At 71.2% G+C, this 13,587-nt stretch carries 10 protein-coding genes and 2 pseudogenes; 7 read left to right on the top strand and 5 right to left on the bottom strand.

Annotated features, from left to right (window positions below; translation table 11 throughout):
• Window positions 1-136: 136 nt before the first annotated feature.
• Window positions 137-1,627, bottom strand: coding sequence for an ROK family transcriptional regulator (locus Prum_RS08940; RefSeq protein WP_173083558.1), 1,491 nt, complete (start codon window positions 1,625-1,627; stop codon window positions 137-139).
• Window positions 1,628-1,806: 179 nt separating this feature from the next.
• On the opposite strand from Prum_RS08940, the gene Prum_RS08935 reads away from it, so the two are divergent.
• From Prum_RS08935 to Prum_RS08915, 6 genes and pseudogenes are all read left to right on the top strand, one after another.
• The gene (locus Prum_RS08935) at window positions 1,807-3,489 is read left to right on the top strand and encodes an extracellular solute-binding protein (RefSeq protein WP_173075548.1); all 1,683 of its coding nucleotides are present in this window, start codon (window positions 1,807-1,809) and stop codon (window positions 3,487-3,489) included.
• Window positions 3,486-4,520 (top strand): ABC transporter permease, encoded by a 1,035-nt coding sequence (locus tag Prum_RS08930; protein ID WP_173075546.1) that lies wholly within the window; start codon window positions 3,486-3,488, stop codon window positions 4,518-4,520. The genes Prum_RS08935 and Prum_RS08930 overlap by 4 nt, the downstream gene beginning before the upstream one ends.
• Entirely contained in the window at window positions 4,517-5,332 is an 816-nt protein-coding gene (locus Prum_RS08925; RefSeq protein WP_246277757.1) for a carbohydrate ABC transporter permease, read from the top strand. The genes Prum_RS08930 and Prum_RS08925 overlap by 4 nt, the downstream gene beginning before the upstream one ends.
• Before the next feature lie 83 nt (window positions 5,333-5,415).
• A pseudogene (locus Prum_RS08920) lies at window positions 5,416-7,031 on the top strand (beta-galactosidase); the annotation flags it as partial.
• Window positions 7,032-7,076: 45 nt separating this feature from the next.
• Complete coding sequence (locus Prum_RS51200) at window positions 7,077-7,313, top strand: Beta-galactosidase C-terminal domain (RefSeq protein ID WP_308785429.1); 237 nt, start codon at window positions 7,077-7,079, stop codon at window positions 7,311-7,313.
• A gap of 74 nt (window positions 7,314-7,387) precedes the next feature.
• Window positions 7,388-9,660, top strand: a pseudogene (locus Prum_RS08915) (rhamnogalacturonan lyase family protein).
• Between the two features lie 168 nt (window positions 9,661-9,828).
• Here Prum_RS08915 and Prum_RS08910 read toward each other — a convergent pair.
• The 3 genes from Prum_RS08910 to Prum_RS08900 are packed head-to-tail and all read right to left on the bottom strand — an operon-like array spanning window position 9,829 to window position 12,126.
• Window positions 9,829-10,824 carry an LLM class flavin-dependent oxidoreductase gene (locus Prum_RS08910; RefSeq protein ID WP_173075542.1) on the bottom strand — a complete coding sequence of 332 codons (996 nt, stop codon included), beginning with the start codon at window positions 10,822-10,824 and terminating at the stop codon, window positions 9,829-9,831.
• Window positions 10,821-11,639, bottom strand: coding sequence for an SAM-dependent methyltransferase (locus Prum_RS08905; protein ID WP_218577706.1), 819 nt, complete (start codon window positions 11,637-11,639; stop codon window positions 10,821-10,823). Before Prum_RS08905 ends, Prum_RS08910 begins: the two co-directional genes overlap by 4 nt.
• A 7-nt stretch (window positions 11,640-11,646) precedes the next feature.
• Window positions 11,647-12,126 carry a hypothetical protein gene (locus tag Prum_RS08900; RefSeq protein ID WP_173075537.1) on the bottom strand — a complete coding sequence of 160 codons (480 nt, stop codon included), beginning with the start codon at window positions 12,124-12,126 and terminating at the stop codon, window positions 11,647-11,649.
• Between the two features lie 54 nt (window positions 12,127-12,180).
• Between Prum_RS08900 and Prum_RS08895 the strand changes: the two genes are divergently transcribed.
• Window positions 12,181-12,720: an NUDIX hydrolase gene (locus Prum_RS08895; protein ID WP_173075535.1), complete on the top strand. Its 540-nt coding sequence runs from the start codon at window positions 12,181-12,183 to the stop codon at window positions 12,718-12,720.
• On the opposite strand, the gene Prum_RS08890 is transcribed toward Prum_RS08895, so the two are convergent.
• A complete protein-coding gene (locus Prum_RS08890) occupies window positions 12,709-13,587 on the bottom strand; it encodes an amidohydrolase family protein (RefSeq protein WP_173075533.1) in 879 nt (292 codons plus the stop codon). The genes Prum_RS08895 and Prum_RS08890 overlap by 12 nt on opposite strands.

The following is a 13,587-nucleotide window of genomic DNA, read 5'->3' as shown; positions in this document are numbered from 1 at the left end:
CGGGTGCCTGGTGCTGGTGCAGCAGGCCGATCTTCTCCGCCAGGGTCAGCCGGCCCAGCAGGTCGGCCACCCGGGCGTCGAGGGGCCGGTCAGGCTCGCGGAACGCCTCGCCATGCGGTGGTTCGTTCATTGTCGATCACCCGTCTCCATATGCGCCGATGGAGCTCTCGACGGCGTCGAAGCGCTTCGACCTGCGGCTACGATGATCCAAAGGCCCATCCGTGCTGGTCCTTAACCGGTCAACTCGAAGCGCTTCGACAAACCCTCGAAGAAAACTCCGCCGTTGCACGAGTTTCCGCCGTGTTACGCCGGAGCCTTCTGAGACTCGCACCACACAACGGTCCGGGTCAATAGGGAGCGCTCCCAAATGTTCCGGAAAGCTCGATGCGTCCCCGTGGGCCTGCTCAGGGGCGGTGGGGAGTGGAGGTAGGTGGCCGGCGTCGACGGCGGCCAGGGCGCGGGCGGCGCCGCCGGTGGCCGCGGTGCCGGGGCCGAGGGCGGACGCGACGACCTTGCAACCGCCCGCGTCCGGGGCGACCGCGCGGGCAGCGAGCTCCGCCTCGGCGGACGGGAGCAGCCAGGGCGCCAGCGGTACGAAGATGCCGCCCAGCACCACGACGTCGGGGTTGACGAGGTTGGCCAGGATCGCGACGCCGTGCCCGACGTGGCGGCCGACCTCCGCGAGGGCGTCGAGGGTGGGTGGGTCGGCGCGGCGGGCCCGGCGTACCACCTCGTCGATCTCGGGGGCGTAGTCGGTGATCGGGCCGTCCGTCTCGGCGTCGGGGAGCACCCGGCGGATGATCGCGGACACCCCGGCGAGCGCCTCCAGGCAGCCGATCCGGCCGCAGTCGCAGGTGGGGCCGGCCGGGTCGAGCTGGATGTGGCCGATCTCGCCGCTGAACCCGCGCCCGCCGCGCAGCAGCCGCCCGTCGACCACGACGCCGGCGCCGATGCCCAGCTCGCCGGTGAGGTAGACGAGGTTGGCCGTGCCGGCGTACGCGCCGTAGCGGTGCTCGGCCATCGCGGACAGGTTGGCGTCGTTGTCGACGGCGACGTCGTACTTGGGGTCGCGCAAGGCCCGCACCAGGTCGGCGCGCAGCTCGAAGTCGCGCCACCCGAGGCCGGCGGCCAGGCGTACGGCGCCGTCCGCGTCGACAAGTCCGGGCACGCCGACGGTCAGGCCCAGCACCTGCCGGCCCTGGGCGGTCACCCGGCTGGCGGCCCGGGTGGCGAGCGCGGCGATGGCGCTGACCGCCTTGCCCGCGCTGGTAGAGGTGCCGGTGAACGCGCGGCGCCAGGACAGCAGCTGCTCGCCGGCCAGGTCGACGGCGACGGCGGTCAGGTGGTCGGCGCTGACCTCCATGCCGATCGCCGCGTACGGCTGGCCGTCGAGCACCAGCATCGTCGCGGGCCGGCCGATGCGGTGCTCGGCGAGGCCGGTCTCGCGCAGCAGCCGCCGTTCGATGAGGTCGGCGACCAGGCTGGAGACGGTGGCCTTGTTGAGGCCGGTGGCGGCCGCGATGTCGGCGCGCGAGCAGGGTGCGTGCGTACGCACATGACGCAGTACGACGGCGAGGTTGGTGGCTCGCACGTCGGCGAAGTCGGCCGGCTGCGGCCCGGTCTGCATCGTGATCAAGTCAGCCCCGTTCCCGGCGAGAAGGTCTGATTGGTGCCCCGGGCTGGCTCGACCATCATGCCGTACCGGGTCCGCCCTTGTGGCGGCGGTCACCGTTGGTCTAGTTTGTTTAGTCGGTAGACGAACTAACTACAGTCATACCACTTTTTTCCAATAGAAGGGAGTGCGCCGTGACTTCACCCCTCGCGGGCGCGGCGACCAACCGCAGAAACTTCCTCGGCCTGGCCGGCCTCGGCGCCACGGCTATCGCGGGCGGCGGCCTGCTCAGCGCGTGTGGCGAAGGGGGCGGCAGCAAGGGTGCCGCGACCGATACCGGCAAGGTCTCCGGCGTACTGCCGGCGCAGGGAGCACTGCCCTCCGGCGTCCCGCAGCCGGACATCACCAGCACCCGACCGATCCCGGACGGATTCAACAAGTACCCGGCCACCCTGGTCGACTCGATCACCGAAAAGCCCGGCAAGAGCGGCACGGAGATCCGGGCCATGACACCGGCGTGGGGCCCGGCGCCGCCCGCGCTCGGGCAGAACGCGTACCTCGCCGCCGTCAACGACGAGCTGGGCGTCCCGGTCAACTTCAGCATCCAGGACGGCCTGACGTACGCGGACAAGCTGAACGCGATGCTCGGCGCGCGCGACGTGCCCGACCTGCTCTGCGTCCCGCAGTGGGAGGTGGAGAAGCTGCCGCGCTTCGCCGACGCGGTCAAGGTGCTCTTCGAGGACCTCACCGACTACCTGTCCGGCGACAAGGTCAAGGCGTACCCGATGCTGGCCACCTTCCCGACCGGGGCGTGGCAGAACGCTATCTGGAACGAGCGGCTCATGGCCGTGCCGAACCCGACGGACGGCCCGTTCCCGTGGGCGCTGTTCTACCGCAAGGACCTGCTCGACGCGAAGGGCCTGACGGCCCCGAAGACGATCGACGAGCTCTACAACCTCGGCAAGCAGGTCACCGACACCAAGGCCGGCGTCTGGGCGTTCAGCGACATCTTCGCCATGGTGCAGATGTTTCACAAGGTGCCCGGGTCGGAGACCGGCTGGCGGATCAAGGCCGACGGCACGCCGGAGCACAAGTACGAGACGGCCGAGTTCAAGGCGGCTGTGGAATTCATGGCCAAGGTCTACAAGGATGGCCTGGTGCACCCCGACCTGGTCGCCAGCAAGGGCGGCGACGCCAAGAAGCTGCTCGAAAGCGGCAAGATCCTGCTCCACCAGGACGGTATCGGCGCGTGGCAGAACATGCAGGCCGAGCAGCAGAAGATCACCCCGACCTTCAACCTCCAGCCGGTGCCGATCTTCTCGGCCACCGGCGGTGACCCGCTCGTCTGGGGCGACGACAAGCCGATCTCGTACACCTTCATCAAGAAGGGCCTCGGCAAGGAGCGCGTCGAGGAGCTGCTGCGGGTGATGAACTGGTGCTCGGCGCCGTTCGGCACCAAGGAGTACCTGCTGCGCGAGTACGGCGTGGAGGGCAAGCACCACACGACGACGCCGGACGGCCCGGTCAAGACCGACCTGGGCTTCAAGGAGATCGCCAACCAGTACTTCTTCATCAGCGGCCGCAGCCCGGTCATCGCGCCGTACCCGCAGACCCCGAAGTACGTGGGCGACCTGTTGACCTACTCCAACACGATGGTCAAGCACATGGAGACGAACCCGTGGGACGGCATCAAGCTGGAGTTCCCGGCGACGTACAAGGCGCAGACGATCCCGACCGAAGACAAGATCACTGACCTCGTGCGCGGCCGCCGTCCGATCAGCGATCTCGACGGCATCATCTCCGATTGGCGTACGACGGGCGGCGGCACCGAGGCGCGCGACTTCCTCGCCAAGGCCCGGACCGACGCCGGCAAATGAGCACGTCCGAAACAACCGTGGCGGCCGGGCCGAGCGAGGAGCTCGCCCGGCCCCCGGCCCCACCGGCCCCGCCCAGCCGGCGGCGCAGGCGCGCCAAGCCGCGGATGCCGTTCCGGGCCCGGCTGCGGCGGGACTGGCCGCTGCTGCTGATGGTCGCGCCGGCGGGGCTGCTCCTACTGGTCTTTCACTACCTGCCCGCCCTGGGCAACGTCGTCGCGTTCCAGGACTACAACCCGTACGCCGGTGACAGTCCGCTGCAGGCGTTCCTCTACAGCGAGTGGATCGGGTTCGGCAACTTCGAGACGCTCTTCGGCGACCCGGCGTTCTGGGAGGCGCTGTGGAACACCCTGTCCATCACGGCGTTCCAGCTCGTCTTCTTCTTCCCGCTGCCGATCGCGCTGGCGATCATGCTCAACAGCGTGCTGTCCGCGAAGCTGCGCACGTTCGTCCAGACCGTGGTGTACCTGCCGCACTTCTTCAGCTGGGTGCTGGTGGTCACGTTCTTCGTGCAGATGCTCGGCGGGGCGGGGCTGCTGTCGCAGGAGCTGCGCCAGGCCGGGATCGAGCCGCCCGGCATCATGACCAACCCCGACACGTTCATCGTCCTGGTCACCGCGGAGTCGGTGTGGAAGGACGTGGGCTGGGGGATGATCGTCTTCCTGGCGGCGCTGGCGATGATCGACACCAACCTGTACGAGCAGTCCGCCGTCGACGGCGCGGGCCGGTGGCGCCGGCTGTGGCACATCACGCTCCCCGGGCTGCGTCCGGTCATCGTGCTGCTGCTGATCCTGCGGCTCGGCGACGCGCTCTCGGTCGGCTTCGAGCAGTTCCTCCTGCAGCGCGACGCGGTCGGCCGCGGCGCCGCGGAGGTCCTGGACACGTTCGTCTACCACCACTCCATCACCACGGGCGACTTCGGCTTCGGTGCCGCCGCCGGGCTCTTCAAGGCCGCGGTCGGTCTCGTGCTGATCCTGGTCGCGAACAGATTCGCCCACATGCTGGGTGAGCGGGGGTTGATTTCACGGTCATGACTACGGCAGCCAAACGCGCACCGTGGGAGGAGAAGCCGACGCCGGTCGGCCTGTTCGCCAAGGGTTCCGTGCTCACCGTCGTGGTGCTGGCCGTCCTCATTCCGATGTGGTCGGTCCTCGTCACGAGCCTGTCCTCCCGCAAGACCATCAACGAGGCCGGCGGCATGGTGATGGTGCCGAAGGGGATCGACGCGTCGGCGTACGTGACGATCTTCTCGGGCGGCATCGTCACCCGGGCGCTGTGGATCTCCACGTTGGTGACGGTGGCCGGCACGGCGATCAGCCTGGCGCTGACCGTGCTGGCCGCGTACGGGCTCTCCCGCCCCGGCTCGGTCGGACACCGCGCCCTGTTGTTCTACTTCCTGCTGACGTTCCTGATCTACCCGGGGCTCGTGCCGAGCTACCTGGTGGTGACCGGTGTGGGCCTCAAGGACAGCCTGTGGGCGCTGATTCTGCCCAGCGCCATCAGCGTGTTCAACCTGGTCGTCATCCGCGGGTTCTTCCAAGGGCTGCCGCAGGAGCTGTTCGACAGCGCGCGCATCGACGGGGCGGGGGAGTTCCGGATCCTGTGGCGGATCGTGCTGCCGCTGTCCAAGGCGGTCATCGCGGTGGTCGGGCTGTTCTACGCGGTCGGCTACTGGAACATCTGGTTCAACGCGCTGCTCTACATGGACAGCAGCGACAAGTTCACGATCCAGCAGGTGCTGCGGAGCATGATCCTGCAGGGCCAGTCGCCGAACTTCTCCGGCACGACGGTCGGCTCGCTGCCCCGAGCCACGCCATCAAGATGGCGGTCGTGGTGGTCACGGTAGCGCCGATCGTGCTGGTCTACCCGTTCATCCAGCGCCACTTCATCAAGGGCGTGATCGTCGGCGCGATCAAGGGCTGAGGCGTGATGAGCCTGTACTTCGGCGGGGACTACAACCCCGAGCAGTGGCCCGAGGACGTGTGGCACGAGGACGTGGCGCTGATGCGCCGGGCCGGCGTCAACCTGGTCAGCGTCGGCGTCTTCGCCTGGTCCCGACTGGAGCCGGAGGAGGGCCGTTACGACTTCGGCTGGCTGGACCGCGTACTCGATCTGCTGGACGAAGGCGGCGTCAAGGTGGCGCTCGCGACGCCGACCGCGTCGCCGCCGCCGTGGTTTTCGCTCGCGTATCCGGACGCGCTGCCGGTCCGCGCGGACGGCACGCGGCTGCTGCACGGCAGCCGGGACACCTACTGCGGCAGCGCCCCGGCGTACCGGGAGGCGTGCCGGCGGATCGCGGGGGAGCTCGGCCGGCGCTACGCCGGCCATCCGGCGCTCGCGCTCTGGCACGTCCACAACGAGTACGGCACCGCGTGTCACTGCGACCACGCGGCGGCCGCGTTTCGGGGCTGGCTGCGCAAGGAGTACGGCGACCTGGACGCGCTCAACGACGCGTGGGTGACCGACTTCTGGAGCCAGCGCTACTCGGACTGGGAGCAGGTCTTCCCGCCGCGCGCCACGCAGTACCTGGCGAATCCGGGGCAGCTGCTGGACTTCCGGCGGTTCTGGTCGGACGAGCTGCTGGCCGCGTACACCGAACAGCGGGACGTCCTGCGGGCGGCCACCCCGGACGTGCCGGTCACCACCAACTTCGTGTTCGGCGGCTGGGTGCCGGTGGACCACGCGCGCTGGGCGCGGGAGGTCGACCTGGTCGCCATCGACGACTACCCGTCCGACGCCGGGCCGGCCGCGGAGGAGCAGGTCGCGTTCGCGGGCGACCTGGCGCGGCACTGGGCGGGCGGGGACAAGTGGCTGCTGATGGAGAGCGCGCCGAACCTCATCTACACGCCGGGGCGGATGCACGCCAAGGAGCCGGGCCGGATGCTGCGGCACAGCCTCGCGCACGTCGCCCGGGGCTCGCGCGGCGCGATGTTCTTCCAGTGGCGGGCCCCGCGCGGCGGCGCGGAGCGCTTCCACTCGGCGCTCGTCCCGCACGCCGGCCCGGACAGCCGGACGTTCCGGGAGGCGGTGGAGCTGGGCTCGGCGCTGCGGGCGCTGTCCGAAGTAGAGGACGGTGCCATCGAGGCGCCGGCCGCGATCGCGTGGGACGCCGCGTCCTGGTGGGCGCTGCAGGGGCCGGGGCTGCCGTGGGAAGGCATCGACTACCTGGCCGAGGCGCGGGCCGCGCACCGGGCACTGTGGACGGCCGGGATAACCACGGACTTCGTGTCGCTGAGCCGGCCGCTGGCGCCGTACCGGCTGCTGGTGCTGCCCGCCCACTACCTGATGTCCGACGCGGCGGCCGACGCGGTGGCGGCCTATGTGGACGCCGGCGGGCACCTGGTGGCGACGTACCTGTCCGGGATCGCGGACGAGCGGGGGCGGGTACGGCTCGGCGGCTACCCGGGCGCGCTGCGTGACGTGCTCGGCGTACGGGTGGAGGAGTTTCGCCCGGCCGCTCACGGGTGGGACGAAGCGGTCACACTCAACGGGGCCGCCTGGGAGCGCCCGGGGTGACCCGGCACCGCTACGGCGCCGGCACCGCCTGGTACGTGTCCACCCCGCTGGACGACGAGGCGTACCGGGAGCTGATGGCGGAGGCGGCCGGCATCACGCCCGCGCCGCCGCGCCTGGAACTGGTCCGGCGCCGCGGCGACGGGATGAGCTGGCTCTTCGCGCTCAACCACACCGACCGCACCGCCCTCGGCCCGGCCAACGGCGTCGACCTGCTGAGCGGCGCGAGCGTGTCCGGCGTCCTCGAACTCCCGGCCGGTGGGTGCGCGGTAATCAGGGAGGTCGATATTGTCCCGGGAAAGCCCTTGCCATAGCATCGGCGGTGAGCGGAGAGCCAACTCCTCACCGTGGCGACGGGCAACGCCACTATCACTCACCGGAGTTCAGCATGCCCTCTCGCAGAAGGCGGCGCGTCGCGCTGCTGTCCACCGCACTCACGGCCGGTCTTGCCGGCGCGGGGTGCTCTTCGCGGTCTCCGCCTCGGCGGCCGCGGGGTGCCGGGTCGACTACGCCATCAGCAGCCAATGGGCGGGCGGATTCGGCGCCAACGTGTCCATCACCAACCTCGGTGACCCGATCAACGGCTGGACGCTGACCTGGGCGTACACGGCCGGGCAGACCGTGACCCAGGCGTGGAACGCGACGGTCACGCAGAGCGGTAGCCAGGTCACCGCGACCAACGTCAGCTACAACGGCGCCATCGCCACGAACGCGAGCGTGGCGTTCGGGTTCAACGGGTCGTGGAACAACAGCACGAACCCGGTGCCGGCGAGCTTCACCCTGAACGGGACGGTGTGTACGGGGGCGGTCGGGCCGACGACCGCGGCACCGACCTCGGCGGCGCCCACCACCGCCGCGCCGCCCACCACCCCGCCGCCCACCTCGCCGCCGCCGACCTCGGGCAGCGGCCGCCAGGTCGAGGACCTCAACCGCGGCCTGGTCAGCGTCCGGTCCGGCAGCGCCAACCTGGTGTCCTGGCGCCTGTTCGGGTACGAGTCGGCGTCCACCGCGTTCAACGTCTACCGCGGCGGCACGAAGGTGACCGCGTCACCCATCACCAACTCCACCAACTACCTCGACAGCGGGGCGGCGGCCGACGCGTCGTACTCGGTGCGGGCCGTGGTGAACGGCGTCGAGCAGGGCGCGTCGGAGGCGTCGCTGGCGTTCGCGAGCGGCTACCTGGACGTGCCGATCTCCGCGCCGGCGGGCGGCACCACGCCCACCGGCGAGGCGTACACGTACGTGGCCAACGACGCCTCGGTCGGCGATCTGGACGGCGACGGCCAGTACGAGATCGTGCTGAAGTGGGACCCGACCAACGCCAAGGACAACTCACAGTCCGGCTACACCGGCAACGTGTACCTGGACGCGTACCGGCTCAACGGCACGCGGCTGTGGCGCATCGACCTCGGGCGCAACATCCGCGCCGGTGCGCACTACACCCAGTTCCAGGTGTACGACTACGACGGCGACGGCCGGGCCGAGGTGGCCGCGAAGACGGCGGACGGTACGGTGTCCGGCACGGGTCAGCTGATCGGCAGCTCCAGCGCCGACTACCGCAACTCCTCCGGCTACATCCTGTCCGGGCCGGAGTACCTGACCATGTTCAACGGCCTGAACGGCGCGACCCTGTCCACAGTGAACTACGAGCCGCCGCGCGGCACGGTCTCCTCGTGGGGCGACTCGTACGGCAACCGGGTGGACCGCTTCCTCGCCGGGACGGCCTATCTGGACGGTCAGCGGCCCTCGCTTATCATGGCCCGCGGGTACTACACCCGTTCCGTCATCGTGGCGTGGGACTTCCGTAACGGCTCGCTCGTACGCCGCTGGACGTTCGACTCCAATGTGTCCGGTTCGCAGTACACCGGGCAGGGCAACCACCAACTGTCCATCGCGGACGCCGACGGGGACGGCCGGGACGAGGTCATGTACGGGGCGATGGCGGTCGACGACAACGGCGCGCCACTGTGGACCAACGGCCTCGGGCACGGCGACGCGTACCACGTCGGCGACCTGGTGCCGTCCCGGCCTGGCCTGGAGGTCTTCAAGCCGACCGAGAACACCAGCGTCACGACGGCGGACTGGGTCGCCGACGCGCGTACCGGTCAGACGCTGTGGCGGGGCCCGTCGTGTGCCTGTGACAACGGCCGCGGCGTGGCCGGCGACGTGTACGCCGGCAGCGCCGGCGCCGAGGTCTGGTCGTCCGCGGTGACCGGCCTGCGCAGCGCCACCAACGGGGCCCAGGTGTCCAGCCGCAAGCCCGGCTCGACCAACTTCCTGGTCTGGTGGGACGCCGACCCGGTGCGGGAACTGCTCGACAGCAACCACATCGACAAGTACGGCACCGCCTCCGACACCCGGTTGCTGACCGCGTCGGGCGCGCACTCGAACAACGGGACCAAGGCCACCCCGGCCCTGTCCGGCGACATCCTGGGCGACTGGCGCGAAGAGGTCATCTGGCCGCGCGACGACAACGCCGCGTTGCGGATCTTCAGCACGCCGACCCAGACCACCACGAAGCTGTTCACCCTGGCGCACGACACCCAGTACCGCGTCGCGGTGGCCTGGCAGAACACCGCCTACAACCAGCCGCCGCACCCGAGCTTCTTCATCGGGAACGGGATGTCGACGCCGCCGCAACCCAACATCTACGTCCGGTAAAACGCGTGTGCCGGCGGGGATGGGCACCTATCCCCGCCGGCACTGCGGTGCTATACGCACCGTGTTCGCGTCATAGCCGGCCCCACGATTCCGGCGTCCCGCGCCCACTCGTCAAAGAGTAGGTCGCGCCCTGGTGCCGGGGGGTGACGTATCGATGACGTTGTTGTTTCAGCCTTGGTCAACCGCTTTCCTGACCAGCTCGAAGGACCGGATCCGGGCCTCGATGTCGTACACCAGAGTGGTGAGCATCACCTCGTCGGCACGGGTGCGGGCCAGCAGCGTCGAAAGGCTCCGCGACACCGTCTCCGGCGACCCCACCGCCTGATCCGCGTGGCGCTCGGCGATGAAGTCCCGCTCCAGGTCCGTGTACGGGTACGCGGCCGCCTCCTCCGGGGTGGCGAGCGCCTGCGGCCGGCCCTGCCGCAGCCGCAGGAACGACAGCGCGCTCGGCCGCGCCAGCCACTGCGCCCGCTCGTCGGTGTCGGCGCAGACGGTCATCACGGCCACCATCGCGTACGGCCGGTCCAGCCAGCGCGACGGCCGGAAGTGCTCGCGGTAGAGGGCCAGCGCCGGCAGCGTGTTCGCCGCACTGAAGTGATGGGCGAACGAGAACGGCAGCCCGAGTACGCCGGCGAGCTGGGCGCTGAAGCCGCTGGACCCGAGCAGCCACACCGCCGGGCTCTCGCCGAGGCCCGGCGTGGCGACGATCGGCCGCGGCTGCTCCCCGGTGAACATGTTGATCAGTTCGGCCAGCTCCTGCGGAAACGACTCCGCCGACAGGCCCTCGACCGTACGGCGCAGCGCCAGGGCGGTCGCCTGATCGGTGCCCGGCGCGCGCCCGATGCCCAGGTCGATCCGGCCCGGGTGCAGGGCGGCCAGCGTGCCGAACTGCTCGGCCACCACCAGCGGCGCGTGGTTGGGCAGCATCACCCCGCCGGAGCCGACCCGCATGGTCGAGGTCGCGGCGGCCAGGTGGGCGAGCAGGACGGCGGGCGCCGAGCTGGCGATCGCCGGCATGTTGTGGTGCTCGGCCACCCAGAACCGGTGGTAGCCCAACTGCTCGACCCGCTTGGCCAGCTCGGTCGTGTGGCGCAGGGCCTCGCCCGCGGACGCGCCGGCGGCGACCGGTGCGACGTCGAGGACGGACAGGGGTACGTCGATCACAAGATCGACGGTACCCGCCCCACGGCGGCGAACGTGGCGGAGCGTTCCGGCTCGGCGAACAGCGGGTCGGTGTCGTCGTCCGGGCGCCACTGCGGGGTCCACACCACCCCGGGCTCGACCAACTCCAGGCCGTCGAGCAGGGCGGCCACCTCGGCGCGGTCGCGATGGATCACCGGGGTGCCGGTCTCCTTGAAGACCCGCTGGATGACGGCCTCGATCTCGGGCCGCGGGTCCTCGGTCGTGTGCGAGACGACCAGCACGCTGCCGGGCGCGAGCACCGAGCGGTAGCGCGCGAGGATCCCGGTGATGTCGTCCTCATCGGACACGTAGTGCAGGACGGCGACCATCATCAGCGCCAGCGGCTGGTCGAAGTCGATGAGCTCCCGGGTCTCCGGCGCGCCCAGGACGGTCTCGGCGTCACGCATGTCGGCGTCGACGATCGCCGTGTACGGCAGGTCGGCGATGATCTCGCGGGTGTGCGCCACGGCGACCGGCTCGTTGTCGACGTACACGACGCGGGCGGCCGGCACGAGCCGCTGGGCGATCTCGTGCACGTTGCCCACCGTCGGGATGCCCGAACCCAGGTCGAGGAACTGCTTGATGCCCTGGTGCGCGCAGTAACGCACGGACCGCTGCAGGAAGGCACGGTTGGAACGGGCCACCAGCGGTGCGTCCGGGTACGCCGCGAAGAACGCCTCGGCCGCGGCCCGGTCGGCGGCGAAGTTGTGTGCCCCGCCGAGGGCGTAGTCGTAGATCCGGGAGCCGCTCGGCGTGTCGATGTCGACCCCGGCCGGCTGCCACTCCTGCTCTCGCACCATCGGGTTAGTGTGCCATGTATCCCAGGTCGATCTCGTCCGTGTGCTCCGACCAGGACAGGTAGAGGTGCCAGCAACCGGCCGCGGGAAGGTCGACGATAGACGGACCCGGCTGCACCTCGCGGAGGACGGGCTCGCCCGCGCCCGCCATGCGCGCCTTGATCTTCAGCGGGCTGCCCGGCTGGAGCGGCAGGCGCGACACCCACAGGATCTTGTTGGACCGGTCCGGTCGCGGCGGGGCGGCGAGCGGGTAGCCGAAGAGGATGGCCGCGATGTCGCCGCGCGCGCCAAGTACGTACGGCGGGTGGCTGTCGCCGCTGAAGCCGGCCCGGGCCCACTCCGGCAGCGGATCGGTCCGGACGCCGGCGGCACAGACCGTGGACGCGGGAGCCGTGCTGGCGGGCGCGGTGGTCGGCGCCGCCGTCGGGGTGGGCGAGCCGCACGCGGCCAGGAGGAGCACGGACATGAACGCGGTAGTTCGCTTCATACACTCTCCGAGCCGCACCCGCCGCGTTCGGCTCCCGCGGGCTACCGTGGACGGGTGGATCTTGTGGAGGCGCTGGCCGGGTACGAGCCGCGGACCGAGGCGGAGGCCGCGGACGTGGCGCGGGTGCGGGCGTTGCTGGGGCCCGGGGGTGACCCGTGGGCCCGGTCGACGCCGTTGCACGCCACCGCGTCGGCGCTGATCGTGCACCCGCCCACCGGCCGGGCCCTGCTGCGCTGGCACGCGCGCCAGCGGGCCTGGCTCCAGGTCGGCGGGCACGCGGATCCGGGGGAGGCGGACCCGCTCGCGGTCGCGCTGCGCGAAGGGCACGAGGAGACGGGCCTGGACGACCTGGTGCCGTGGCCGGACGGCGGCGTCGTGCACGTGGTGGTGGTAGCGGTCCCGGCGGGTGGCGACGAGCCGGCCCACGAGCACGCCGACATCCGGTTCCTGCTCGCCACCGGCACGCCGGAGGCGGCCCGCCCGGAGAAGCCCGGCGCCGAGCTGCGCTGGCTGTCCATCGTGGACGCGCAGGCGGCCACGAGCGAGCCGAACGTCCGCGAGACGCTCGCCCGCGCCGGCCGGCTACTCGGCTGAGCCGGTCCAGCCGAACGCGGCCGCCGCGTTGGCCGTACCGGCACCGGCCACCGGAGCGTCCTCCACAAGGGAGGTCCCCATCGGGAACGGCCAGTCGCTGCCGAGCAGGATCTTGTCCGCGCCGAAGATCTCGACGGCGGTGCCCGTCACGACCGGGTCGTGGGTCAGGCAGTCGACCCAGAAGCGGCGCACCGCTTGGCGTACCGGAATGTCCTGTGCTGGAAGGCCGGGACGCGCGGTCTCGGCGCCGCGCGCCCACCGGGCCGCGACGGACGGCACCACGCCGCCGCCGTGCACGAGGACGACGCGCACCTCGGGGTGGCGGGCGAGCACGTTGCCGAAGACGAGCTGCGCCGCGGCGACCGCCGTCTCGACCGGGTTGCCGAGCAGGTTGGCCAGGTAGAACTCGGCCAGCCGGGGATCGGGCGACTCGGCCGGGTGCAGCATCAGCGCGCGCCGGTCCGTGTCCAGGGCGTGCCACAGCGCCGCGTACTCCTTGTCGGCCAGCGACGGGCACCGGCCGCCGGCGCCCGCGACCACGCCGAGCCACGCCGGGTCGTCGCGGATTTCCTGGTACGCGCGGAGCGCCGCCGCCGGGTCGTGCAGCGGCAGGAACGCCAGCCCGCGCAGCCGCGGCCGGCCCTCCAGGCGGGCGAGCAGCCCCTGGTTGAGCTCGGCCGCCCAGTCCACGCTGTCGTCCGTGCCGAGCTCCTGGCGGTAGTACGGCGGGGGAACGGTCACGATGGCACCGTCCAGCCCGGCGGCGTCGAGGTGGGCTTCGAGCCCGTCCGGGTCGGCCAGGCCCGGCGGGCCGGCGTGCGGCACGCCGAGCGGCGCCAGGTGGGTGTGGACGTCGACGCCGCTCAT

Origin of the sequence: Phytohabitans rumicis (assembly GCF_011764445.1) — a bacterium.
Classification (GTDB): Bacteria; Actinomycetota; Actinomycetes; order Mycobacteriales; family Micromonosporaceae; genus Phytohabitans; species Phytohabitans rumicis.
The sequence above is the reverse complement of the archived record's forward strand: the minus strand, read 5'-3'. Positions and strand labels throughout refer to the sequence as shown.

Bases quoted from the DNA above. Each gene is read 5' to 3' on its own strand.
- Prum_RS08900 (WP_173075537.1), bottom strand. From the start codon at position 12,126: ATGAAGCGAACTACCGCGTTCATGTCCGTGCTCCTCCTGGCCGCGTGC.
- Prum_RS51200 (WP_308785429.1), top strand. From the start codon at position 7,077: ATGGCGGAGGCGGCCGGCATCACGCCCGCGCCGCCGCGCCTGGAACTG.
- Prum_RS08940 (WP_173083558.1), bottom strand. From the start codon at position 1,627: ATGCAGACCGGGCCGCAGCCGGCCGACTTCGCCGACGTGCGAGCCACC.
- Prum_RS08890 (WP_173075533.1), bottom strand. From the start codon at position 13,587: ATGAGCGGCGTCGACGTCCACACCCACCTGGCGCCGCTCGGCGTGCCG.
- Prum_RS08930 (WP_173075546.1), top strand. From the start codon at position 3,486: ATGAGCACGTCCGAAACAACCGTGGCGGCCGGGCCGAGCGAGGAGCTC.
- Prum_RS08925 (WP_246277757.1), top strand. From the start codon at position 4,517: ATGACTACGGCAGCCAAACGCGCACCGTGGGAGGAGAAGCCGACGCCG.